Origin of the sequence: Pseudoflavonifractor sp. An187 (genome assembly GCF_002160275.1) — a bacterium.
Classification (GTDB): Bacteria; Bacillota; Clostridia; order Oscillospirales; family Oscillospiraceae; genus Enterenecus; species Enterenecus faecium.
In genome coordinates, this window is sequence record NZ_NFKG01000003.1 from 42,084 (window position 1) to 65,188 (window position 23,105).

The window sequence follows — 23,105 nt, forward strand, 5'->3', positions numbered from 1 at the left end:
GTGTGCCGCCCGTCAGATTTTCCATGTAATGTTCAAGCTGTCGCTTGTGGCGGCAACGGTGGTAATCATCAAATCCACCACCCGCCGCTTGTCATCAAAGGATACATTGTCCCATGTGTCGAGGTAGCCGGAAATCTGATTGACCTGTTCCGGGCTGATGGCTCCCACCGTCAACTCGGCTATCTGCTTCACAAGTTCCTGTTTGCGTCCGTCCAGTTCCGCTATCTTCACATTCACATAGGAGAGCAGGACATTGTTTGCGCCCGTCAGACTGTCCACCAGCTTTTCAATCTCGCTGTCCACATGGAGAAGCTCCACTTGCAGGGCGGCGATTTTGGGATTGGCCTTTACCGCTTTCTTCCTGCCCGTCAGCGTCTTGTGCTTTTCCAGCTTCTTCACCATCTGCTGGTAAACCACCGCTTCCAGTTCGGAAGTGATGATTTTCCCACAGCCCGGACAGCTTTTATTGTCCAGCCGTTTTGTGCAGCGGAGATATTGCCTGCCGGACGGATTGAAGATACTCATAAGTCTACACCTAAATGACCGCCCGTCCCGTATATCCGAAAGGTGGGAAACCGGCTTAAAAAATAGGCTATTTCCACGCTCTCGGAATTGTGGTATAAGTACAAAGAGACAAAGCGGGATTTAGTGAAAGAAAGCAGAGATGAGGAATACTATGAGAAAGAGAAAAAGAGTTATGAAAATATTTTTTACTGTGATTGTTGCAATGCTTATATTGCTGCTTATTATATACATCAATCATCAAATCCATTTAAAAGGAGAAAATGAATTGCGTTTGCCGTTAGGAAAGATGGTTGAAGTTGATGGACACAATATGAGCGTCTATATTGAAGGCACAGGTGATACAACGCTTGTTTTTATGTCGGGTGGGGGGACTTGTTCTCCCATACTGGATTTCAAATCTCTCTATTCTCTTTTAAGTGATAAATATCAGATTGCCGTTGTAGAAAAATTTGGATATGGTTTCAGTGATGTTGTCGATAAAAACAGAGATATTGATTCCATACTTGAAGATACAAGGGCAGCGCTTACATCAGCGGGATTAACCGCACCTTATATCCTATGCCCGCACTCTATGTCAGGGCTTGAAGCATTATATTGGGCGCAAAAATATCCTGATGAGGTGTCTGCAATTATTGGGCTTGATATGGCAGTTCCAGAGTATTATGGAAGCATGAACATAAATATTCCGCTTATGCGTATTGCAAGTTGGGCGGCAAACATAGGTGCCACTCGTTTTATTCCTGGGCTTTCGGACAGCGATGCCGTAAAGTACGGCACATTATCGGAGAAAGAAAAAGAAATCTATAAAGCAGTTTTCTACAGTCGGACGGCAACTGTAACTATGATAAATGAAACTGAATGGGTGAAGGAAAACGCTGAAACAGTGCATAACATGGGAACCCCGCAGCTTCCAATGCTGTTATTTATTTCGGACGGTTCTGGCGGAACGGGATTCGATAAAGAAACATGGCGGGAAATCCCTATAGAATATATATCACAGATTGATGAAGGGGAATATATAGAATTAAACTGCCCGCATTATGTTCACGACTACGAATACAAAGCAATAAGTGAAAGTATCATTGAATTTCTATCGAAACATTAACTTCCCATTTATCGGGCAGACAAGGAGGGAGAGCATGGAACTATCCATACAAGAACGGCTGAAAGGCCTGCGTGTGGAGCGTGGCTTGACGCTGGAGCAGCTTGCGGAGCAGACCCATCTCTCCAAGTCTGCTTTGGGCAGTTATGAGGGGGACAAGTTCAAAGACATCAGCCACTATGCCCTTATCCAGCTCGCAAAGTTTTACGAAGTGACCGTTGATTATCTGCTGTGCCGTTCTGAGACAAAAAATCACCCAAACGCCGATTTTGCAGACCTGCGTTTGAGTGATGACACGATAGAACTATTGAAAAGCGGGCTGGTGGACAATTCTCTTTTATGTGAACTGGCGACCCACCCGGATTTTCCCCGGCTCATGGCCGACCTTGAAATCTATGTGAACGGCGTAGCGGGAAAGCAGGTGCAGGGCGCAAACGCCATTGTGGACGCTGTGAGCGCAACGATTATGAAACAGCATAATCCCGGCTTGACCGACCCGCAGTTAAGGCAGCTTATCGCCGCCCACATTGACGACGACAGCTTTTGCCGCTATGTGATACAGCAGGACATAAACAAGATAGCCCTCGACCTGCGGGAAGCCCATAAGGACGATTTTTTCAGCGTCCCGGAGGACAACCCACTGGAAGATTTCTTGCAGACCGCAGAGGAAACCACCAGAGAGGACAGCGACCCGGAGCAGGCGGCTATGATGTTTATCTGCAAGCGGCTCAAACTGAATTACAAGAAGCTGTCCGAGGAAGAAAAGAAGTGGCCGAAACGGATTGCGCAGAAGTCGGATTTGCTGAAAAATCCAAACCCGCAGCGGGGGAGAAAGTAAGAGAGCGACAAATTCTAATTTGTAGGACTCAATAGAAAAGGAAATTAATTATGAAATATAAAGTGTTGGCGATATGTAAATCATTATTATGGTGTTTTGTGGTTTTGTTATTTCCAATTGCATCAGGAACAATATCGGTAATTTTAGCTTTAGATACTGTTACAACACTATTTTTACAAGGAACTTTTATGGCATTAGCTTTAATTCCCCCTACTATTTTTGTTTTTAGAGGTAAGTGGCAATGGAGAGAGGTTGGATTTGCAAAGTTTGATTTTAAAGGTTGCAAAAGAGTGTTATTTTTTATCCCTCTTCTTGTTATTTTTCTTCCAGTAGCCATTAAAGGATTCTATGTAAAATCAATTGGATACGTGATAGGAAGTTTGTTTCTGTACCTGTTTGTAGGAATATCGGAGGAAGTATACTTCAGAGGGATAATACCCCGATATCTAAAAGAAGAATTTTCGACGAAAGGAATTGTGTTATGGTCTACGCTTATTTTTGGCATTGGGCATGTTGCTACCGCATTCACAGGAAGTAATGGATTTGAGATTGCTTTAACCGTACTGAATGCTTTTATTTTTGGTTGGCTTGCAATGGAGATGACTATAATATCCTCCAATATCATTCCTGTATTTCTGGTGCATTTTCTCTTTGATTTTGAAACTAAAATCGTAGTGATGAACGGCAAAGAATTGTTGATTGCGGAGATTGTTCGAGGAATAATGATGTTCATTATAGCCAGTTGGTTTGCTGTTGTTATATATAAGCAAAGAAAGCGTTAAATTTGAATTTGCGGAGGAAAAACGTGTTATGAATTTAGAGGATTTAAGAATAGATTGTGCTATCAAGCAAAAGAGAGGTATTCATTTTATTTCAGCTTCTATTGTGATTTGGCTTTTGGTGATGATGGTACAATTCTTAGATTTACCGATTCTTACCAAGAATTTGCTAACATTTTGTTGTACCGCACCACTATTGCCTTTAGCATTTTTGATGTCCAAATTATTAAAGATCCAATTTCAGGACAAAAGCAATCCACTGAATAATCTAGGTATATTATTTTCGATAAATCAAATCTTATATTTATTGATTGCAATGTGGATTTATCCAACAGTACCAGAAAAAATGCTAATGGTTATTGCTATGATTTTTGGGGCGCATTTGTTACCATATAGCTGGTTATATAAATCAAAAACTTACATGATTATGTCAGTTCTTATCCCTATAGCTTCATTGATTGTTGGATGTAATTCTACACGTTTGATATTAGCGTTAATGATGCTTGTTTTTGAAATTATATTTACAGCATTGCTCATAATAGAAAATAGAAAAATATAATGTCTTGCACAACAACTCCCAGTTTATCGGGGAAATAGCAAAGCCACAAAAGGGCTTCCCGCCCATTTCAATTTTGAGGAAAAGCATGCTCCAAAATGAAAGAGAGTGCGGCCAAGCACTTTGAGGGATTGGCCGCCTTGTCTGCTTGTTCAGCGGGACAGTGGGCAGCGGTCAAGGCCGGGTGTAAACCCGTTCATTTCAGCCTTGACGGTTGCCCGCTGTCCTGCTACTTTTCCGGGAGTGTGGCCACAACTTCGGGACACTTTGTCCACAAGTCGGAGCGTAGGACGAGGGACGGGGGCTTTCATATACCTGCCGCCGTTCTTTAAAAACAGCCCGGCTTTTCGCTCATTCCCATTCGCGAAAATTCAGCCTGTTTTCCTGCCGGAGCAAACGGGGCGCATAAAGCACCGCACCCCGTTTCCCCCGTCAGCCACGCCAGCAGGTATAACACACTACACTTTGCAAGCAAAGTCGTGTGCCAAAGGGAGAACCCCTTTGGAAACTCCAGACAACAAAACAGGCGGTATGCTGCCCTCTCCGGGAGCATACCGCCGTTTGTTGTCAGCAACCCGTTTCACGGTCTGCGTGTAGTTCCTTGTAAACTGAACTAAACTAAATGCGAAACTAGTTTTTCAAAAATGGGCATTCACCATAGATATCTCAACAATCTCAGATAAATATGCATCTTTTTTTATTAAATTCTTCAATGTTGCGCAAAAATTTCTTACTTCATTTTCCTTAGCCAATTGTGCTACTTCATCTTCTCCGAGATAATCTTGCCCTAATACCAAATCTACCGCTGCAAAAGAGGCACGGAGCGTCTGTGGAACATCCATAACTCTCAAAACTCCAGTTGCATCAAATGTATCTTTATCCATTAAAATACCCATTGTCCGTGTACTTCCATTAAATGACACCCTGCACAATCCATTGTGTTTGGCATATCTATCTGCCCAGCTCTGCCAGTCTACATAAACATCATCCGGAAGTACAACTTCAATGCGCAGATTTTTCTTCTTTTCATCATAACTCCACCCATCTATGAAGTTGTCTTTCCTATCGAGTACAGCATTTTTTATTTGACACAAAAAGTTAGTATAATATCCCATAGCTAAGCTTGTAGATGGAAGAAGCTGAATGCGGTTTTTCCGGCATTCTCTCTCAATTGAGCGATCCACCTGTTTACAGCAAGCCTGAATAGATTTTTTATCATGAAACAGAGCTACTGTTACTCCTAATAAATCTGTAGCAATTCTGCACTCCTTGTGAACTAAGAAAAAACTTCTAGCTGGGGAAAGAATCCCAGCATATAGGCCAAATTCCAGATAAACATTATCACGTGGTGCATACTTGGTGCTTCCATCTTGCTTGCGTATGACAAAGTCATCTTTTCCGCCAATATAAACTGCGTAATCGAAAATTATCGCCTTTCTAGCCAAGGTCTCATAGGTCGTTGCATTTAAGTCAAAGAAACAATTTGACCACACAACACACTCATATTTTCGACCTAAATAGCGAGAAACCACCTCTGCAAATTCCTTGCTTTCTGCAGAGGAACCAATAAAAATTCGTGGCTTCACATTCATTACATTTTCTCCCAAACCGCAAAATGAAATATTCAGAATAAACACTACTCTAACTTTACTTATTTCTTATCAAATCATTTGCGCCGCAGCCTATTGAGATACCCCTCTAATATTAAGGTAGCGGCCACGGCGTCCACATTCTTTTTATGCTGTTTCATCTTCTTCCCCGAGGCATGGAGAATCTGGTGGGCCTCAATGGTGGTGCGCCGCTCGTCCCACAGGTGCACCTCCATCCCCGTCACCTCTTGAAGCTGCTGGGCAAAGGCCCGGTACAGCTCTGCCCGGGGGCCCTCTGTGCCGTCCATGTTCCGGGGAAAGCCCATGACCAGCTCCTCCACCCGGTGCTCGCTTACCAGTTTGCCGATCTCCTGGGCCACCTGGTCCGCCTTCCGGCTGTGAATCACCGTGGTGAATCCCGCCAGCATCCCCAAGGCATCGGAAATGGCCACCCCGGTCCGGGCGTCTCCGTAGTCCACCGCCATCACTCGCATAGGTTCGTCCTCCTGATTGTTTGGTAAAACGATTATAAAGGATAAATTTTCTCTTGACAACCCCTCACCCCTGTGATATGCTGGATGCACCTGTGAGCAGGGCTTTCTTTTTGTGCGCATTTTTACGGGATGAACACAAAAACCCTCTCCCCTCTTCGATAGGGTCACAGGGAGGCAAAGGCCGGTTTCCCGTAGCAGATGTAGGGTGCCCCGGCACCCTTTTGAAGCGCTGGAATTGGCCATGGCCGTTCCGGCGTTTTTTGTTGCCGGGCGGCAAATTCAAAAGGAGGTGCCGAGAATGGCGAAAGCCGGTAGCCGTGTGAAGATTACCCTGCGTTGTTCTGAGTGCAAGCAGCGTAACTACAACACCAACAAAAACAAGCGCAACACCACTGAGCGTCTGGAGCTCAACAAGTACTGCCCCTTCTGCAGAAAGCACACTCTGCACACCGAAACCAAGTAATGAGCCCTCGCTCAAAGAAAGAAGGGTACAAGAATGTCTGAACTGAACAAGCGTGATGAGGTCGTCGCTGGCAAGGAGTCCGTAAGCTCCGCCGACAAAAAGGCCAAGACTGCTGCGAAGAAGAAGGACAAAAAGCCGAACCGTCTCGCCCGTTGGGTGAAGGACTTGAAGGGTGAGCTGAAGAAGGTCACTTGGCCCTCCGGCAAGGATACCCTGAAGAACGTAGGCACCGTGATTGTCTGCGTGCTCCTGGTCGGCGTGTTCATCTGGGTCTTCGACTGGATTGCTCGCCAGGTGGTTGAGGCTCTGCTCAAGCTCTTCGCTTAAGAGGTCAACACAATGGCTGAGGAAATGAAATGGTATGTGGCCCACACCTACTCTGGCTATGAGAACACCGTAGCCGTCTCCATTGAGCAGGCCGTGGAAAACCGCAACATGCACGACGTCATTGCCGAGGTCTCCATCCCCATGGAGACCGTCACTGAGATCACCGACAACGGCCCCAAGACCGTGGAGCGCAAAGTGTTCCCCGGCTACGTGCTGGTCAAAATGGTCATGACCGATGAGACCTGGCACCTGGTGCGCAACATCCGTGGCGTCACCGGATTCGTGGGCTCCGCCAACAAGGCTATCCCCCTCACCGACGAGGAAATCGCCGCTCTGGGTGTGGAGAAGCGTGAGGTCATGGTGTCCTATGCCGTGGGTGACAACGTGAAAATTACCGATGGTGCCTTGGAATCCTTCATTGGCACCGTGGAGGAAATCGACACCGAGCGCAGCAAGGTTCGGGTGGTCGTGTCCATGTTCGGACGGGAGACTCCCGTGGAACTGGAACTGGATCAGGTCGAGCCTCTCAACTGACGGAACGCTTCCGTCGCAAACCGTGGGAGGAGCACAAAGCGGCTCCGTCACCACCACATTTTATGTAGGAGGTGCTGTTTCAAATGGCACAGAAAGTTACTGGATATGTAAAGCTTCAGATCCCCGCCGGTCAGGCAACTCCCGCCCCCCCTGTTGGCCCTGCTCTGGGTCAGCACGGCGTGAACATCGCCGCGTTCACCAAGGAGTTCAACGAGCGCACCAAGAAGGACATGGGCCTGATCATCCCCGTGGTCATCACCGTGTATGCCGACCGTTCCTTCACCTTCGTGACCAAGACCCCCCCCGCCCCCGTGCTCATCAAGAAGGCCTGTGGCATTGAGTCCGGCTCCGGCGTGCCCAACAAGACCAAGGTGGCTACCCTGAGCAAGGCCGATCTGCAGAAGATCGCCGAGACCAAGATGCCCGACCTGAACGCCTCCAGCCTGGAGAGCGCCATGAGCATGATCGCCGGCACTGCCCGTTCCATGGGCGTTCTGGTGGAAGAGTAAGGGAAAGGAGGACATAAGCAATGGCAACTAAGGGTAAGAAGTATGTGGACAGCGCCAAGCTCATCGACCGCGCTGCTCAGTATGATGTGAACGAGGCCATGGAGCTGGTCATCAAGACCGCCACCGCCAAGTTCGACGAGACCGTGGAGCTGCACGTGAAGTTGGGCGTTGACTCCCGTCACGCTGACCAGCAGGTGCGCGGCGCCATCGTTCTCCCCCACGGCACCGGCAAGACCGCCCGCGTGCTGGTCTTCGCCAAGGGCGACAAGGCCGAGGAGGCCCGTGCCGCTGGCGCCGACTTCGTGGGCGATATGGACATGGTGGAGAAGATCCAGAAGGAAAACTGGTTCGACTTCGACGTGGTCGTGGCTACCCCCGACATGATGGGCGTGGTTGGCCGTCTGGGTAAGGTTCTGGGCCCCAAGGGCCTGATGCCCTCCCCCAAGGCTGGCACCGTGACCCCCAACGTGACCCAGGCTGTCAACGAGATCAAGGCCGGTAAGGTGGAGTATCGTCTGGACAAGACCAACATCATCCACTGCCCCATCGGCAAGGTCTCCTTCGGCGCTGAGAAGCTCTCTGACAACCTCAACGCTCTGATGACCGCTATCGTCAAGGCTAAGCCCGCCGCCGCTAAGGGCCAGTACGTGAAGAGCTGTGTGGCTGCTTCCACCATGGGCCCCGGCGTGAAGGTCAGCGCTGCCAAGTTCGGCAACTAATGTTTGATCCCAGCCCCGTGTCCATACCAAGGTATGGGCACGGGCCGGGAATTTCCCCAAAATTATATCCAATTCGGGGGATTTTTGCTTGACAAACTCCTCCCGGGTTGATATAATACACTTCGTGTTCGGAGACAGTAGGTGGCGCAAGCCGTAAGCCCTACCGAGAATGCAGCTCATAACGATATGTTTGCGCTGTTTTCGTCTTGACACGAAAGCGGCGTTTTTGCTTATTTGGCAAAGACCGCTGCACTAAATTTTCCGGAGGTGAATTCCAAATGCCTAACGCAAAGGTTCTCAGTGAAAAGCAAGCCATCGTGGCCTCTCTGACCGAGACCCTGCAGAGCGCTTCTTCCGGTGTGCTGGTGGACTACAAGGGTATCACCGTGGCCGAGGACACTGCTCTGCGTGCTGAACTGAGAGAGAATGGTGTGGAATATTCCGTCGTAAAGAACACCCTGCTGCGCCGCGCTGCCGACAACGTCGGTCTCGGTGAGCTGGATGAAGTGCTCAACGGTACTACTTCCATCGCCATCTCTAAGGACGACCCCATCGCTCCCATGCGTATTGTCAACAAGTACGCCAAGCAGATGGGCGATCGTTTCAACATCAAGGCCGGCTTCATGGACGGCAAGGTGATCCCCCTGGAGGACATCGCCGCTCTGGCCGAGCTGCCCTCTAAGGATGGCCTGGTGGCTCAGCTGCTCGGCATGATGCTGGCTCCCATTACCAGCCTGGCTATCGTCCTGAAGGCCATCGCCGAGAAGGATGGCGAGCCCGCTGCTGCTGCTGAGGAGACTGCCGCTGAATAATTCAGCATCGGGTCAACCCTGACCCGCCCACATTCTACTTTATATTATTTATTTAAGGAGGTATTTCATCATGGCTAGCGAGAAGATTACTGCTATGATCGAAGAGGTTAAGTCCCTGACCGTTCTGGAGCTCAACGAGCTCGTCAAGGCCCTGGAGGAGGAGTTCGGCGTTTCCGCCGCCGCCATGGCCGCTCCCGCCGCTGGCGCTGCTGCTGCTCCCGCTGAGGAGAAGACCGAGTTCGACGTGGTGCTGACTGAGGTTGGCTCCGAGAAGATCAAGGTCATCAAGGTTGTCCGCGAGATCACCGGCCTGGGCCTGGCTGACGCCAAGGGTCTGGTTGAGTCCGCTCCCAAGGCTCTGAAGGAGGGCATCTCCAAGGAGGACGCCGAGGCTCTGAAGGCCAAGCTGGAAGAGGTTGGCGCCAAGGTGGAGCTGAAGTAAGTTACTTCCCCACAGTCTTTTTCAGAAGGGCTTGTCGCAGTTCACACTGCGGCAAGTCCTTCTGTGTTTTTTTACTTTCCTGTCACATTCTTCCTGTCTTGTGATTCTGCCAACATTTTGCAGGTTAGACCTTGCGACAGTTGTGCAGTTGTGATATGATTTTAGAAAATACCGCTATCATTGTGAGGAGTGTCTCCCGTGAATCAATTCTTCGACCAGCCCATTCCCCCCCGCGTCGGCGTGGAGGTGGAGAAGTGGGACCTGATGGGCCCCAGTCCCCAGCCCGGTGTGGTGCCTCTGTCCGTGGCGGACATGGAATTCCGCTCTCCCCCTGCCATTGTCCAGGCCCTGGAGGACATGGCCCGCTCTGGGCTGTGGGGCTATGCGGGCTGGAGCGACCGCTACTATAACGCCATCCGCTCCTGGGTGTCCCGCCGCTACGGCTGGGAGATCCAGCGGGACTGGATTATCCGCACCACCGGTGTGGTCCACGGCATCAACGCCGCCGTCCGGGCCTTCACCAACCCCGAGGACGGCATCGTCATCCAAACTCCCGTCTATCCCCCCTTCTACCGGGCGGTGCGGGAGAACGGGCGCACCCTTCTGGAAAATCCCCTGAAGCTGGTGGACGGCCACTATGAGATGGACTTTGACGACCTGGAGGACAAGCTGTCCCGGCCCACCACCACCGCCATGATTCTCTGCTCCCCCCACAATCCCGTGGGACGGGTGTGGACCCGAGCCGAGCTGCAGCGGGTGGGCGACCTGTGTCTGGCCCACGGGGTGTTCCTAATCAGCGACGAAATCCACTGTGACCTGTGCCAGCCGGAGCACCCCCACACGGTGTACGCCTCTCTGGGGGAGGAGTACGCCAAGCACTGTGTCATCGGCATGGCCGCCAGCAAGACCTTCTCCCTGGCCGGACTGGCCTGCGGCAATATGATCGTGCCCGATGGGGACAACAAGGCCAAACTGGAAGCCGAGGTGGCCCGCTCTGGGGCCTACTCCAACTCCTCCTTCGGCACCTTGGCCCTGGAGGTAGGATATGAGCAGTGTGAGCCCTGGGTGGAGCAGCTGGTGGACTATCTCAAGGAGAATGACCGCTACCTCCGGAACTTCATGGCCCAGCATTTCCCCAACGTCTGGATTGCCCCCCTGGAGGGCACCTATCTGTCCTGGATAGACTTCTCCAGCTTCGGGCTGGACGACAAGGCCCTGGCCGACTTCATGGAGCAGGAGGCCCAGCTGTACCTCAGCCACGGCATCAACTACGGCGGGGCCGGATTTATGCGCCTGAACCTGGCCTGTTCCCGGGACGTGCTGGCCGCCGCCCTGGAGCGACTGCTGGCAGCTGCCCAGCGGCGTGGCCTGGTGTAAACCATCCCCAACCCATCTAGAAGAGAGAAACGAGAGGATTCATTTTGAATATTATCATAGCCGGAGCCGGAAAGGTGGGCGCCACCGTCGCCCACCACCTGGCCGCGGAGCACCACAACATCACCGTGGTGGACATCTCCGAAGATACCTTGACCCGCATCTCCAACCAGTTGGACGTGATGTGCATCAAGGGCAGTTGTGCCTCCCGCACCGTGTTGGAGGACGCAGGGGCTGAGGATGCGGACGTTGTCGTCGCCGCCACCAGCTCGGACGAAATCAACCTGCTGTGCGGTCACACCGCCAAGCGCCTGGGCGTGCCCTACACCGTGGCCCGGGTGCGCAACCGGGACTACCTGGCCGATCTGGACAACCTGCGCCGGGACCTGGGCATCACCAAGCTCATCAACCCCGAGTCCGCCGCCGCCATGGACATCTCCCGGATGATTCGCCTGCCCAACGCCGCCGACGTGGACACCTTTGCCAAGGGCAAGGCGGAGATCATCTCCTTCCACGTCCAGCCCGGGGACCATATGGCCGATCAGCCCCTGTCCCACCTGGCCACCAAAATCAAGAATCTGCCCATCCTCTTCTGCGCCGTGGAGCGCGGTGCAGAGGTGATGATTCCCAACGGCTCCTTCGTCCCTCAGGTGGGGGACAAGGTCTATGTGGCGGGCACCCCCAGCGGGGTGAGCCAGTTCTTCAAGGTACTGGGCCGCCACAGCCACCGGGTCCGCTCCGCCTTCATCATCGGCGGCGGACGGGTCACCTACTACCTGCTCCAGCAGCTGGAGAAGCTGGGCATCCAGTGCAAGGTGGTGGAGAAAAACGAGGCCCGTTGCAGACAGCTGGCCGAGTGGTTCCCCCACGCCCTCATCCTCCACGGAGACGGCACCGACCCGGAGCTGCTCACCGAGGAGTGTATGCCCGCCAGTGACGTGTTCATCGCCCTCACCGACCGGGACGAGGACAACCTGATTATCTCCCTCTACGCCCACCAGTGCGGCGTGCACAAGATCATCGCCAAGTCCAACCGGCAGAACTACTCCCTTATCGCCCGCTCCGCCGGGGTGGAGTCGGTGGTGTCTCCCAAACTCACCACCGCCTACCAGATTCTCCGCATGGTGCGTGGCATCCAGAACTCCAAGGGCAGCCGTATGACCGCTCTGCACCACATCGCCAACGGACAGGCAGAGGCCATGGAGTTTGTGGTCTGTTCTTCCACCCGCAACCTGGGCACCCCTCTGAAGGATTTGAAGCTGAAAAACGGTGTCCTCATTGCCGGCATCGTCCGGGGCGACCAGGTCATCATCCCCGAGGGCAACAGCTACCTCCAGGTGGATGACATTGTCATCGTCATTGCCAAGGACAGCGGCATTGTAGACCTCAACGACATCTATGCCGACTCCTTCGGCCTGCGAGGCGCCCTATGAATTTTAAAACCGTATTTCGCGTGGCAGGGTTCACCCTGCTGGTGGAGGCGGCGGCCATGCTGCTGCCCATGGGCGTGGCCCTGTACTACGGGGAGGACCCCTCTCCCTTTTGGAAAACCATTGGTATCATGGTGGTGGTGGGCCTGGCATCCGTGTTTGGCCTGCGGGGGGAGCACAAGTTTTTTGCCCGGGAAGGCTTTTTCTCCGTGGGCCTCATCTGGGTGCTCTCCGGCGTGTTCGGCGCCCTGCCCTTCTGGTTTTCCGGCCAGTTCGGCAGCTATGTGGACTGCTTCTTTGAGACCATCTCGGGGTTTACCACCACCGGCTCCTCCATTCTCACTGCGGTGGAGGGCCTGCCCCTGGGCCTGGTGTTCTGGCGCTCCTTCACCCACTGGCTGGGCGGCATGGGCGTGCTCATTCTCACCACCGCCCTGCTCCCCTTCCTGGGCATCAACTCCACCCACCTCATCCGGGCGGAGAGCCCCGGCCCGGTGAAGAGCAAGCTGGTGCCCCGGGCCTCCCAGTCCTCCAAGATTCTCTACGCCATTTACCTGGCGCTCACCGTCATCCAGGTGTTCTGCCTGCGGATTGCGGGAATGCCCTGGTATGACTCCTTCATCCACGCCTTCGGCACTGCTGGTACCGGTGGCTTCTCCAACCGCAACCTGTCGGTGGGTGCCTACGGAAATCCCACTTTTGAGATCATCATCACCATTTTCATGATCCTGTTCTCTCTGAACTTTGCTTTGTACTTCCTGGTACTCACGGGCAAAATCAAACAGGCACTGAAAAGTGATGAGCTGCGGTTCTTCCTGGCGGTCACTGCCATTGCCACCGCCATCATTTCCATAAACATAGCGGCCAGCATGCCCACATATGCTGATGCTGTACGCACCGCCGCCTTCCAGGTGGCCTCGGTGATCTCCACCACCGGCTTTGCCACGGCGGACTTCAACCGATGGCCGGAACTGTCCCGGATGCTACTGGTGATTTTGATGTTCATTGGCGCCTGCGCCGGGTCCACCGGCGGCGGTATGAAATGCTCCCGCATTCTGGTCATTCTGCGCACCATCAAGGCCCAGGTGCGCTCCATCATCCACCCCCGGGCGGTGTCCGTGGTGAAACTGGACGGAGCGCCTCTGTCCGACTCCACCGTGCGCACCATCTACACCTACTTCGCCACCTATATTTTCATCACCTTTGTCTCCGCTCTGGTGGTGGGATTGGACAACTTCTCCTTCGGCACCACCCTCACCGCCGTCATCACCTGCATCAGCAACGTGGGACCTGGTTTGGAGGCCGTGGGACCCATGGGCAACTTTGCCGCCTTCTCCCCTTTGAGCAAACTTGTCCTCAGCATGTGCATGGTCATTGGACGGTTGGAGATCTTCCCCATCCTGGTGCTCTTCAGCCGCAGCGCCTGGAAGCGCTCGTAAGTTCCCTTTCACAATCGAATACAAGTCCCCTCAGCTCTTTGCTCTTGAAGTCCCTGCCACCCCTGGGAGGGGTGTTATGAGTGTTCACCCATTGGCAAAATTCAGAAAAAGGAGTTGTAGTTCTCATGACGGAAAACCTGTTTTGGCTGGGCATTTTAGGTGCCATTCTGGCTCTGCTCTTTGCCTTTGCGCAAAGCCGCAAGGTGCTGGCCTACTCAGAAGGCAGCGACACCATGCAGAAAATTGCGTCAGCCATTCGCAAGGGCGCAAATGCCTATCTGCGACATCAGTACGCCACCGTGTTCAAGGTCTTCGCAGTGGTCTTTGTCATCCTGCTGGTGTTATGCAAGTTTGGGCTTCTGGACAACTGGTTTATCCCCTTTGCCTTCCTCACCGGCGGCATCTACTCCGCCATTTCCGGGTTTGTGGGCATGAGAATCGCCACCTCCTCCAACGCCCGCACGGCGCAGGCGGCCTCGGAGAGTCTGAACAAGGGACTGAACGTGGCCTTCTCCTCCGGCGCCGTCATGGGCTTTACCGTGGTGGGTCTGGGCCTGTTTGACATCTCGGTGTGGTTCCACATCCTCAGGTACATCGCCCACTATGACGCCGCTCGCATCGCCCAGACCATGGTGATGTTCGGCATGGGCGCCTCCTTCATGGCCCTGTTCGCCCGTGTGGGCGGCGGCATCTTCACCAAGGCCGCCGACGTGGGCGCGGACCTGGTGGGCAAGGTGGAGGCGGGCATCCCCGAGGACGACCCCCGCAACCCCGCCACCATCGCCGACAACGTGGGTGACAACGTGGGTGACGTGGCCGGTATGGGCGCCGACCTGTACGAGTCCTACGTGGGCTCCATCCTGGCCACCTTTGCCCTGGGCGTCACCGCCTATACGTCCCAAGGCAAGTCCTGGGAGGCCATGCTGCTGCCCATCGCCCTGGCTGTGGTTGGTATCGTGTGCTCCATCATCGGCTCCTTCCTCATCCGCACCAAAGAGGGAGCCACCCAGCGGGAGCTGCTGGCCACCCTGCGCCGGGGCACCTACACCGCTGCCGTACTGGCTGCTGTCATCGCCGCCCCCCTCACCTACTTCCTGTTGGGCAGCTGGGGCGTGTACGTGGCCATCCTCTGTGGTCTGGTAGGCGGCTGCGCCATCGGCTATTTCACCGAGTACTACACCTCGGACACCTACAAGCCCACCCGTGAGTTGGCTGAGGCCACCGAGACCGGGGCCGGCACTACCATCATCGGCGGTCTGTCCCTGGGTATGCTCTCCACCATCGCCCCCATCCTCATTGTGGGCGTAGCGGTCATCGTCTCCTTCGTGGCCGCTGGCGGCACTCTGACCACCAGCGCCGACAACTACACGGAACTGTTCTCCAAGGGCCTCTACGGCATCGGCATCGCCGCTGTGGGTATGCTCTCCACCCTGGGCATCACCCTGGCCACCGACGCCTACGGCCCCGTGGCGGACAACGCCGGCGGCATCGCCGAGATGTCCGGCCTGGGCGAGGAAGTGCGCAACCGTACCGACGCCCTGGACTCCCTGGGCAACACCACTGCCGCCACCGGCAAGGGCTTTGCCATCGGCTCCGCCGCCCTCACCGCTCTGGCTCTGCTGGTGTCCTATGTGGACATTGTATCCGTGAAGCTGGAGGCCAAGGGCCTGGCCATTGACCTGTCCCTCACCAACCCCGCCGTGCTGGTGGGCCTGTTTGTGGGCGCCATGCTCACCTTCGTCTTTGCCGCTCTCACCATGAGCGCCGTGCAGCGGGCCGCCCAGTCCATCGTCATGGAAGTACGCCGCCAGTTCCGGGAAATCCGGGGCATCATGGAAGGCACCGCTGACCCCGACTACGCCGCATGTGTGGGTCTGTGCACCAAGGGCGCTCTGAAAGAGATGGTGGCTCCCTCCCTGCTGGCCATCGTAATCCCCATCCTCACCGGCCTGATTCTGGGCCCTGAGGGCGTGGTGGGTCTGCTGGGCGGCGTGTCCGTCACCGGATTTGCCATGGCCGTGTTCATGTCCAACGCCGGCGGCGCCTGGGACAACGCCAAGAAGTACATCGAGGCCGGACACCATGGCGGCAAGGGCTCCGACTGCCACAAGGCCGCCGTCATCGGCGACACCGTGGGCGACCCCTTCAAGGACACCTCCGGCCCCTCTCTGAACATCCTCATCAAGCTGGTGTCCACGGTTTCCATCGTGTTCTCCGGCCTCATTGTGGCGGTCCAGGCGTTTATGAGCTGACGCTTCTCAAAAATGCCAGCATTTTTGAGAGGATTGCAATTTATTTTCCCGCCCTTGGCGGGAAAACTCTGCCGAGGGCTTTCCTTCCGGGAAATTTTCACATATCTTTAGGCTCTTATCATTGTCTCAGCCTCCCTGAACTTCGGTTCGGGGAGGTCTTTTTCTCCCTTGGCATTCGTGGTACAATTTTTTTGAACTTCTTTGCAACGTTTTCACAGCTTCCCAGTCTTATGGGTGAAGGGGGTGATGGTGTGGCAGATTTTGAGCGGATATACACCGACCATTTTCCCAGCGTATACAAATACATCTTTTCCATGTGTCGGAACCCGGCGACTGCCGAAGAGGTGACCCAAGAGGCCTTTTACAAGGCCATGATGCACATGGACCAATTTGACGGCACCTGTCAGCTGTATGTCTGGCTGTGCCAAATCGCAAAAAACACCTATTTCACCTACCACCAAAAGCAAAAACGCCATGTCTCAGAGGAGGCGGCAGACTTGTCCCAGGAGATTGCCCCGGACTTTGAGCGGGACCTCATGGACCAGGAGACCGCCCGCAGGCTCCACGTGCTGCTCCACCAGCTCCCGGAGCCGTACAAAGAGGTCTTTTCCCTGCGGGTCTTTGGCGAGCTACCCTTTGCCCAAATCGGGGAACTGTTTGGCAAGACGGACAGCTGGGCCAGAGTCATCTTCTACCGGGCCAAAACCAAGCTGAGGAGGGATTTCGATGAAAACACCGTGTAACGTCATCCGGGACCTGCTCCCCCTGTACCAGGACGACGTGTGCAGCCCAGAGAGCCGTCAGCTGGTGGCCGAGCACCTGGAGGAATGTGAGACCTGCCGGGCAGAGTGGGAGCGTATGAGTGCCCCCATTCCCACCGCTCACCCTCAAGTGGAGGAGCGCACCGTGGCCCAGGCGGCCTCCTCTGCCTGGAAGCGGGGGCGGCGGCGGGCCTTTTCCAAGGGCTTTGTCATTGCCGCTGTGCTGGTGGCGGTGATCAGTAGCCTCATCGGCCTGTGGTTTTTGTTCCACACCCCTCCCCGAGAGTTGACCGGAAGAATCGTGGAGACCCATGTGAACAACACCACCGGAGAGGTGTCCTATGTGGTGTATACTTCCCGAGGAGAGCAGTTTGGGCTGATCATGGAGGAGTACACCAAAGTTATATCCTTCTTTGATGCCTATACCGACCAGGACTTCCTGGATGGAGCCATCTACGACGGTCTGCGCATTTACGCCGAACTGGGCAACTCCAAAGAGTCCATCAGCAACCGGGATGGGAAGAAACTCCCCACTTATTCCGCCCAACTGGTGGAAATCAACGCCTATCAAAAGCCTGACCCCATTCTCTTGCAGGATGGCACCCAGGTGGAGGTCTGGCAGAAAAACGGAGGCGTGTTGTACGCTCTTCCCAAAGGCCCGGAGCTGCTGGACGTGCATACCCCCTATCCTCCCGACATCGCCTTGGACGGTGTCCAGGGTCTGGAGGAACTATCTCAGGAGGCTCAGGACAATATCGTAGCGTACTACGAAACACAGAGTCTGCTGTATGACGAGCTGGAAGAGCTGGAAGCCGTCTACCAGTCCTATCGCGAGGCAGGCTCCCCTGCATCCTTCTCCACCTGTCTCATTCTCCAAGATACCTACCTCTCTGCATCCAGTCCCAGGGTAATCTATTTCACCACATCCCTCCAAGCACCTTCCAAGTATCTGGAGGTGGGCACGGCGTTCTACCGAGACACTGGAGAACGGGTGGACATGGAAGACCTGTTCACCTGCACCTCGGAGGAGTTGGAGCAGGCCCTTTTGGATGAGGCCGAAATCACCGACCCCACGCTCCGCCAGGAGATGGAGATGGCCTTTGACCTGGATCGGCTGATTCTAGGCCCAGACCTCCTGTCGGTGCAATATGAAGCAGGCTCCCTGCCCAGCCAGGACGTCACCTATTTCCTCTCCTTCGATTATGACGACACCATTCTGGAGCGCATGCACGCCTGGGCCGTCCCCTATGCCCAATAACCTCCCCAAAATCCCCGAACTTCGGTTCGGGGATTTTTTTGCAATTTCCACCGCCCCCCTCTTGCAAAGACTTCGTTTGTTTGCTACACTAAAGCAAATGCGTCATATTACTCCCAAGGAGGTAACCCATATGATTACCATTCACAACCAGGGCATGAGCTGGCAGAAAGGCCAGCTGGTCCCGGCCGAAAAGACTCAGGCTGGCGTGGAGTCCACCATGGCCTACTCCATCCTGAAAGCCCATAACACCTCTGGCTCCATGGAGCGGCTCTCCATCCGCTTTGACGCCATGGCCTCCCACGACATCACCTATGTGGGCATCATCCAGACCGCCCGGGCCTCCGGTCTCAAGGAGTTCCCCCTGCCCTACGTGCTCACCAACTGCCACAACTCCCTGTGCGCCGTGGGCGGCACCATCAACGAGGATGACCACAACTTCGGCCTGTCTGCTGCCAAGAAGTACGGCGGTGAATTTGTCCCCGCCCACCAGGCCGTCATCCACTCCTACATGCGGGAGCGGTACGCTGCCCCCGGCAAGATGATTCTGGGCTCGGACTCCCACACCCGGTACGGCGCTTACGGCTGTATGGCCATCGGCGAGGGCGGCCCCGAGCTGGCCCGTCAGCTGCTGTGCAAGACCTATGACATCGCCTATCCCCAGGTGGTGGGCATCTACCTCACCGGAGCTCCCCGCCCCGGCGTGGGCCCCCAGGACGTGGCTTTGGCCCTGGTCAAGGCCACCTTCCAGTCCGGCGCGGTGAAGAACGCCGTCATGGAGTTCTTCGGACCCGGTGTAGCCAATCTGTCCATGGACTATCGGTCCGGCATCGACGTGATGACCACCGAGACCACCTGTCTGTCCTCGGTGTGGCAGACCGATACCAACACCCAGACCGCCCTCACTCTCCTGGGCCGTGGCGCGGAATATCACCCCATGCAGCCCAAAGAGGGCGCCTACTATGATCGGGTGGTGTGCGTGGAGCTGGACAAGGTGCAGCCCATGATCGCCCTGCCCTTCCACCCCTCCAACGCCTTCCCCATCGCCGAGTTTCAGGAGAATATGGAGGACATGCTCCACATGGTGGAGCAGAACACCCGGGACCAGCTGGGTATCGAGCCCCCCGCTCCCCTGTCCGCCAAGATCCGCGACGGCAAGTTCCACGTGGACCAGGCCGTCATTGCCGGATGCTCCGGCGGTACCTATCAGAACCTGCGCCGGGCCGCTGAGATTCTGGGCACCACCGCCACCGGGTCCGACCACTTCTGGCTGTCCTGCTACCCCGGCTCCATGCCCGTGATGCAGGAACTGACCCGCCAGGGCTATATCACCACCCTTATGGCCGCCGGCGCCTCGGTGCGCTCCTGCTTCTGCGGCCCCTGCTTCGGTGCCGGAGACGTGCCCGCCAACGGGGCCTTCTCCATCCGCCACTCCACCCGCAACTTCCCCAACCGGGAGGGCTCCAAGCCCGGCGAGGGCCAGGTGTCCTATGTGGCCCTGATGGACGCCCGCTCCATCGCCGCCACCGCCAAGATGGGCGGCGTGCTCACCGCCGCCGACCAGCTGCCTGACGTGCCCGCCGACCGGGCCGACGAGCAGTGGACCTATGACGGCTCCTCCTATCAGGCCCGGGTCTACTACGGCGTGGGCAAGGCCAACCCCGACGAGGAGTTGGTGTTTGGCCCCAACATCGCCGACTGGCCCCAGCAGATCGCCCTGCCGGAAAACCTGATGCTCACCGTGGCCTGCGCCATCTACGACCCCGTCACCACCACCGACGAGCTCATCCCCTCTGGTGAGACCTCCTCTTACCGCTCCAACCCCCTGCGCCTGTCGGAATTCGCCCTCAGCCGCAAGGACCCCCAGTATGTGCCCCGGGCCAAGGAGATTCAGAAGGTGGAGCAGCTGCGCCGCTCCAATCCCCAGGACCCCCAGGTGGTGGCCGCTCTGGAGGGCTACGACCCCGCCAACACCGGACTGGGCTCCCTGGTGATGGCCCTGAAGCCCGGCGACGGCTCTGCCCGGGAGCAGGCCGCTTCCTGCCAGCGTGTACTGGGCGGCTGCGCCAACATCGCCCAGGAGTACGCCACCAAGCGCTACCGCTCCAACGTGGTCAACTGGGGCATGCTGCCCTTCATCGCCAGCGAGCTGGAGCAGCTCAACCTCCAGCCCGGTGACCGAGTGTACATCCCCGGCATCCGTGCCCTCCTCCAGGGAGACGGCGAGACCGTGGAGGCCCAGGTGCTGCGGGATGGTACCTCTACCCCCGTCACCCTCTCCCTCCCCGGCCTGACCCGGGAAGAGCGGGACATCATCCTGGCTGGCTGCCTCATCAACTACTACGCACAATAATAACTCAAAACGGGTTGCACTCAACGTGCAACCCGTTTTTCTTTGTAAAAGCCCGCCTGAGCCAGTCGGTGGCGCAGCAGACTGCCCAGACCAATGGCAATGACGATCTTTCCCAGGTCAAAGGGAATGAAGGGGGTCACGCACAGCCCCAGGGCCGCCCCCACGGTATACCCCCCCTGCCAGCAGAACCAGGCGGTGCCCAGCAGATAACACAGGGCGGTGCCCAACATCAGCCCCAGGGCGTGGAGCAGCTTGGACCGGGTGTGGTCGATGACCCAGCCCCCCACCAAAGCCATGGGCAGATAGCCCAGCAAATAGCCCCCGGTGGGCCCCAGCAGCTTGGCCGCTCCACTGCCAAACCCGGAAAACACCGGGAGACCGGCCAGACCCACCAGCAAATACACCAGGCAGCTCACCGTTCCCCACTTCCACCCCAGCAGATACACCGCCAGAAAGATGGCCAGGTTGGCAAAGGCCACGGGCACCGGGCCAATGGGCACGGAAAAGGGGCTGAGGACACAGATCACCGCCGCCAGTACCCCGCAGCTGCACAACTTTTGTATGGTCTCATGCTTCATATGCTCGCCCTCCGATTGTATACTAAATTCGCTTGTAAGTATACAATATAACTTTTCCCCTGTCAACCGCTTGCCTTTGCCCCCAATGTGTGATACTTTAGATGGGATTACTCTATGAAAAATGTGAGGGACGAACCGTGGCAAACGTGAAGTATCTATTCCAGCGCGTGATGAATATGAACTACAAGGCCATGTGGGAGAAGATTAGCTCCATCCACAAAAAGACCGGGCGGTCCCGGCTGGCCATTTTCCGGGACATGAAGGACTGCGCCGTAAAGTACGGGGCGGGGTATATGGACTACGACCTGTTTGAGATGTACAATCTCACACCAGAGCAGCGGGACACCTACCTCACCCGAGGCCGCAACAACGCCCTGGTGGTGAAGTACAACGACAAGGCCTACACGGGCCAATTTGACGATAAGGTGCAGTTCAACACCCTCTTTGGCAAGTACCTGCACCGGGACTGGGTGCCAGTGACCGGGGACAACCGGGATCAGGTGATGGCGTTTTTGGCCGCCCACGAGGTGTTCATGGCCAAGCCCTCCCAGGGCAGCTGTGGCTGGGGCATTGAAAAGATCCGCCGTACCGAGTATCCCTCTCTGGACGCCCTCTACGACTATCTGGTGCAGCGGGCCCCCAAGCTGGAGCTGGAAGAGGTGCTGGAGCAGCATCCCCAGGTGTCCGCCATCTACCCCGGCTCCATCAACACCGTGCGCATGGTGACCATCCGGGGCAAGCACGGCAAGGTGTACCTGGTCACCGCCATGTTCCGCATCGGCAACGGCAAGTTTGTGGACAACTTCAACAGCGGCGGCATGGTGGCCCCCATGGATCCTGAGCGGGGCGTAGTCATTGACCGGGCCCTGGACAAGGCCAAGAACCTGTACGAAAACCACCCCGCCACGGGCACCCCCATCAAGGGCTTTCAGTTCCCCGACTGGGACAAGGCGGTGGCCATGGTCTCTGAGGCCGCCCAGGTCATTCCCCAGGTGGGGTATGTGGGCTGGGACGTGTGCTTTACCCCCAACGGTCCCTGTCTGGTGGAGGGCAACCCCTTCCCCGGCCACGACATCTATCAGCTGCCTGTGCACACCCCGGACAAGATCGGCATCATGCCTCGGTTCCGGGAGATTGAGGCCGAAGAAAAAATGATGAATGAATAATGAAGAAATGAAGAATGATTGTGTGCCGCCTCCTTGCGGCACGGATTCCGATTTGTCAGAGACATGATGAAATAAAAGCCCTCGGCAGAGTTTTCCCGCCCGCAGGCGGGAAAATAAACTAAAATCACGTTTTTTCCGGGGACATGCGCATCGGAAAAAACACTTCTCAGCCCGCCAGTGTGGCCTTGGGTCGCCCTTTGACCCAAGGGTGCATGCAGCGGGCTGCATCCCCTCTCAAAAATGCTTGCATTTTTGAGAATCATGTAAGAAGCCCTCGGTTCCTTGCGGAACCGAGGGCTTCTTACATGATCAAAGATAATAGGCCAGTCTGGGACTTCCATCCTCCAAATAGATGGTGCCACAGGGGGTGAACCCCATCTTCTCCAGCAACTGCTGCATGGGGATGTTCTTCTCATGGGTGTCGATACGCAGCTGGCGGCAATGGGCCCGGCACCAGGCCAGGCAGTGGGCCGCCGCCCCGGTGCGGGAGGAGCCGGTGGCCAACCGGTGCACCACGCCATAGTCCCCGTTCTCCGGCCACCCCTCCCCTTCAATGTGGGCGTAGGTGGGCTCTCCCTTGGTGTGGAAGGAGAAGGCCGCGGCCAGGCGGCCATGTTCCATACACACAAAGCTGTACCCCAGGTTGATATCCTGCTGGATCTGCTCCAGGGTTGGTTTATCCTCCCCCCACTGGTCCGGGTTGCCGGACTCCCGCATAAAGGCCCGGGCCTGGGCGTAGAGCTGCTCCAGGGCAGGCAGATCCCGGATATTGCCCCGACGAATCAAAAAATTGGTTCCACTGTTCATG

General features: G+C 55.8%; 23 protein-coding genes and 1 pseudogene. 19 read left to right on the forward strand and 5 right to left on the reverse strand.

What is annotated here, in order from left to right; translation table 11 throughout:
• Positions 1-12 precede the first annotated feature (12 nt).
• Positions 13-528: pseudogene (locus tag B5F22_RS03040) on the reverse strand (recombinase family protein); the annotation flags it as partial.
• Between the two features lie 148 nt (positions 529-676).
• Between B5F22_RS03040 and B5F22_RS03045 the strand changes: the two are divergent.
• The 4 genes from B5F22_RS03045 to B5F22_RS03060 are packed head-to-tail and all read left to right on the forward strand — an operon-like array spanning position 677 to position 3,803.
• Complete coding sequence (locus B5F22_RS03045) at positions 677-1,630, forward strand: alpha/beta hydrolase (protein WP_242955048.1); 954 nt, start codon at positions 677-679, stop codon at positions 1,628-1,630.
• Positions 1,631-1,664: 34 nt separating this feature from the next.
• Positions 1,665-2,465 (forward strand): helix-turn-helix transcriptional regulator, encoded by an 801-nt coding sequence (locus B5F22_RS03050; RefSeq protein ID WP_087390760.1) that lies wholly within the window; start codon positions 1,665-1,667, stop codon positions 2,463-2,465.
• 50 nt (positions 2,466-2,515) lie between these two features.
• Positions 2,516-3,247 carry a CPBP family intramembrane glutamic endopeptidase gene (locus B5F22_RS03055; RefSeq protein ID WP_087390763.1) on the forward strand — a complete coding sequence of 244 codons (732 nt, stop codon included), beginning with the start codon at positions 2,516-2,518 and terminating at the stop codon, positions 3,245-3,247.
• A 28-nt stretch (positions 3,248-3,275) separates the two neighbouring features.
• On the forward strand, positions 3,276-3,803 hold the full coding sequence (locus B5F22_RS03060; protein ID WP_087172014.1) for a hypothetical protein: 528 nt from the start codon (positions 3,276-3,278) through the stop codon (positions 3,801-3,803).
• A 635-nt stretch (positions 3,804-4,438) separates the two neighbouring features.
• On the opposite strand, the gene B5F22_RS03075 is transcribed toward B5F22_RS03060, so the two are convergent.
• Positions 4,439-5,437 carry a TIR domain-containing protein gene (locus B5F22_RS03075; protein ID WP_158096597.1) on the reverse strand — a complete coding sequence of 333 codons (999 nt, stop codon included), beginning with the start codon at positions 5,435-5,437 and terminating at the stop codon, positions 4,439-4,441.
• A 29-nt stretch (positions 5,438-5,466) separates the two neighbouring features.
• Positions 5,467-5,883 (reverse strand): Holliday junction resolvase RuvX, encoded by a 417-nt coding sequence (gene ruvX, locus B5F22_RS03080; RefSeq protein ID WP_087390766.1) that lies wholly within the window; start codon positions 5,881-5,883, stop codon positions 5,467-5,469.
• 298 nt (positions 5,884-6,181) lie between these two features.
• On the opposite strand from ruvX, the gene rpmG reads away from it, so the two are divergent.
• The 14 genes from rpmG (at position 6,182) to B5F22_RS03150 (ending at position 20,553) form a co-directional block, all read left to right on the forward strand.
• Entirely contained in the window at positions 6,182-6,346 is a 165-nt protein-coding gene (gene rpmG / locus B5F22_RS03085) for a 50S ribosomal protein L33 (protein ID WP_087232476.1), read from the forward strand.
• Between the two features lie 33 nt (positions 6,347-6,379).
• Positions 6,380-6,673, forward strand: a complete 294-nt coding sequence (gene secE / locus B5F22_RS03090) for a preprotein translocase subunit SecE (protein WP_087232479.1) — start codon at positions 6,380-6,382, stop codon at positions 6,671-6,673.
• Positions 6,674-6,685: 12 nt separating this feature from the next.
• Positions 6,686-7,207 carry a transcription termination/antitermination protein NusG gene (nusG, locus tag B5F22_RS03095; protein ID WP_087232482.1) on the forward strand — a complete coding sequence of 174 codons (522 nt, stop codon included), beginning with the start codon at positions 6,686-6,688 and terminating at the stop codon, positions 7,205-7,207.
• An 83-nt stretch (positions 7,208-7,290) separates the two neighbouring features.
• Positions 7,291-7,716: a 50S ribosomal protein L11 gene (gene rplK / locus B5F22_RS03100; protein WP_087232485.1), complete on the forward strand. Its 426-nt coding sequence runs from the start codon at positions 7,291-7,293 to the stop codon at positions 7,714-7,716.
• Between the two features lie 20 nt (positions 7,717-7,736).
• The gene (gene rplA, locus B5F22_RS03105) at positions 7,737-8,435 is read left to right on the forward strand and encodes a 50S ribosomal protein L1 (RefSeq protein WP_087232488.1); all 699 of its coding nucleotides are present in this window, start codon (positions 7,737-7,739) and stop codon (positions 8,433-8,435) included.
• A 278-nt stretch (positions 8,436-8,713) separates the two neighbouring features.
• On the forward strand, positions 8,714-9,247 hold the full coding sequence (gene rplJ / locus B5F22_RS03110; RefSeq protein ID WP_087232491.1) for a 50S ribosomal protein L10: 534 nt from the start codon (positions 8,714-8,716) through the stop codon (positions 9,245-9,247).
• A gap of 70 nt (positions 9,248-9,317) precedes the next feature.
• Positions 9,318-9,689 (forward strand): 50S ribosomal protein L7/L12, encoded by a 372-nt coding sequence (rplL, locus tag B5F22_RS03115; RefSeq protein WP_087232494.1) that lies wholly within the window; start codon positions 9,318-9,320, stop codon positions 9,687-9,689.
• 198 nt (positions 9,690-9,887) lie between these two features.
• Positions 9,888-11,066, forward strand: coding sequence for a MalY/PatB family protein (locus B5F22_RS03120; RefSeq protein WP_087390769.1), 1,179 nt, complete (start codon positions 9,888-9,890; stop codon positions 11,064-11,066).
• A gap of 44 nt (positions 11,067-11,110) precedes the next feature.
• On the forward strand, positions 11,111-12,496 hold the full coding sequence (gene trkA / locus B5F22_RS03125; RefSeq protein WP_087232499.1) for a Trk system potassium transporter TrkA: 1,386 nt from the start codon (positions 11,111-11,113) through the stop codon (positions 12,494-12,496).
• Complete coding sequence (locus B5F22_RS03130) at positions 12,493-13,932, forward strand: TrkH family potassium uptake protein (protein WP_087232502.1); 1,440 nt, start codon at positions 12,493-12,495, stop codon at positions 13,930-13,932. The genes trkA and B5F22_RS03130 overlap by 4 nt, the downstream gene beginning before the upstream one ends.
• 125 nt (positions 13,933-14,057) lie before the next feature.
• Complete coding sequence (locus B5F22_RS03135) at positions 14,058-16,184, forward strand: sodium-translocating pyrophosphatase (RefSeq protein ID WP_087232504.1); 2,127 nt, start codon at positions 14,058-14,060, stop codon at positions 16,182-16,184.
• 251 nt (positions 16,185-16,435) lie between these two features.
• Entirely contained in the window at positions 16,436-16,927 is a 492-nt protein-coding gene (locus tag B5F22_RS03140) for a sigma-70 family RNA polymerase sigma factor (protein WP_087232507.1), read from the forward strand.
• Positions 16,911-18,203, forward strand: a complete 1,293-nt coding sequence (locus B5F22_RS03145; protein WP_087232510.1) for a zf-HC2 domain-containing protein — start codon at positions 16,911-16,913, stop codon at positions 18,201-18,203. The genes B5F22_RS03140 and B5F22_RS03145 overlap by 17 nt, the downstream gene beginning before the upstream one ends.
• Positions 18,204-18,357: 154 nt before the next feature.
• On the forward strand, positions 18,358-20,553 hold the full coding sequence (locus B5F22_RS03150; protein ID WP_242954917.1) for a hydratase: 2,196 nt from the start codon (positions 18,358-18,360) through the stop codon (positions 20,551-20,553).
• 20 nt (positions 20,554-20,573) lie between these two features.
• On the opposite strand, the gene B5F22_RS03155 is transcribed toward B5F22_RS03150, so the two are convergent.
• The gene (locus B5F22_RS03155; protein WP_087232515.1) at positions 20,574-21,131 is read right to left on the reverse strand and encodes a biotin transporter BioY; all 558 of its coding nucleotides are present in this window, start codon (positions 21,129-21,131) and stop codon (positions 20,574-20,576) included.
• Between the two features lie 137 nt (positions 21,132-21,268).
• On the opposite strand from B5F22_RS03155, the gene B5F22_RS03160 reads away from it, so the two are divergent.
• The gene (locus B5F22_RS03160) at positions 21,269-22,297 is read left to right on the forward strand and encodes a sugar-transfer associated ATP-grasp domain-containing protein (RefSeq protein WP_158096598.1); all 1,029 of its coding nucleotides are present in this window, start codon (positions 21,269-21,271) and stop codon (positions 22,295-22,297) included.
• 309 nt (positions 22,298-22,606) lie between these two features.
• Here B5F22_RS03160 and B5F22_RS03165 read toward each other — a convergent pair whose 3' ends face one another.
• Positions 22,607-23,104 (reverse strand): N-acetyltransferase, encoded by a 498-nt coding sequence (locus B5F22_RS03165; RefSeq protein WP_242954916.1) that lies wholly within the window; start codon positions 23,102-23,104, stop codon positions 22,607-22,609.
• Position 23,105: the final 1 nt, after the last annotated feature.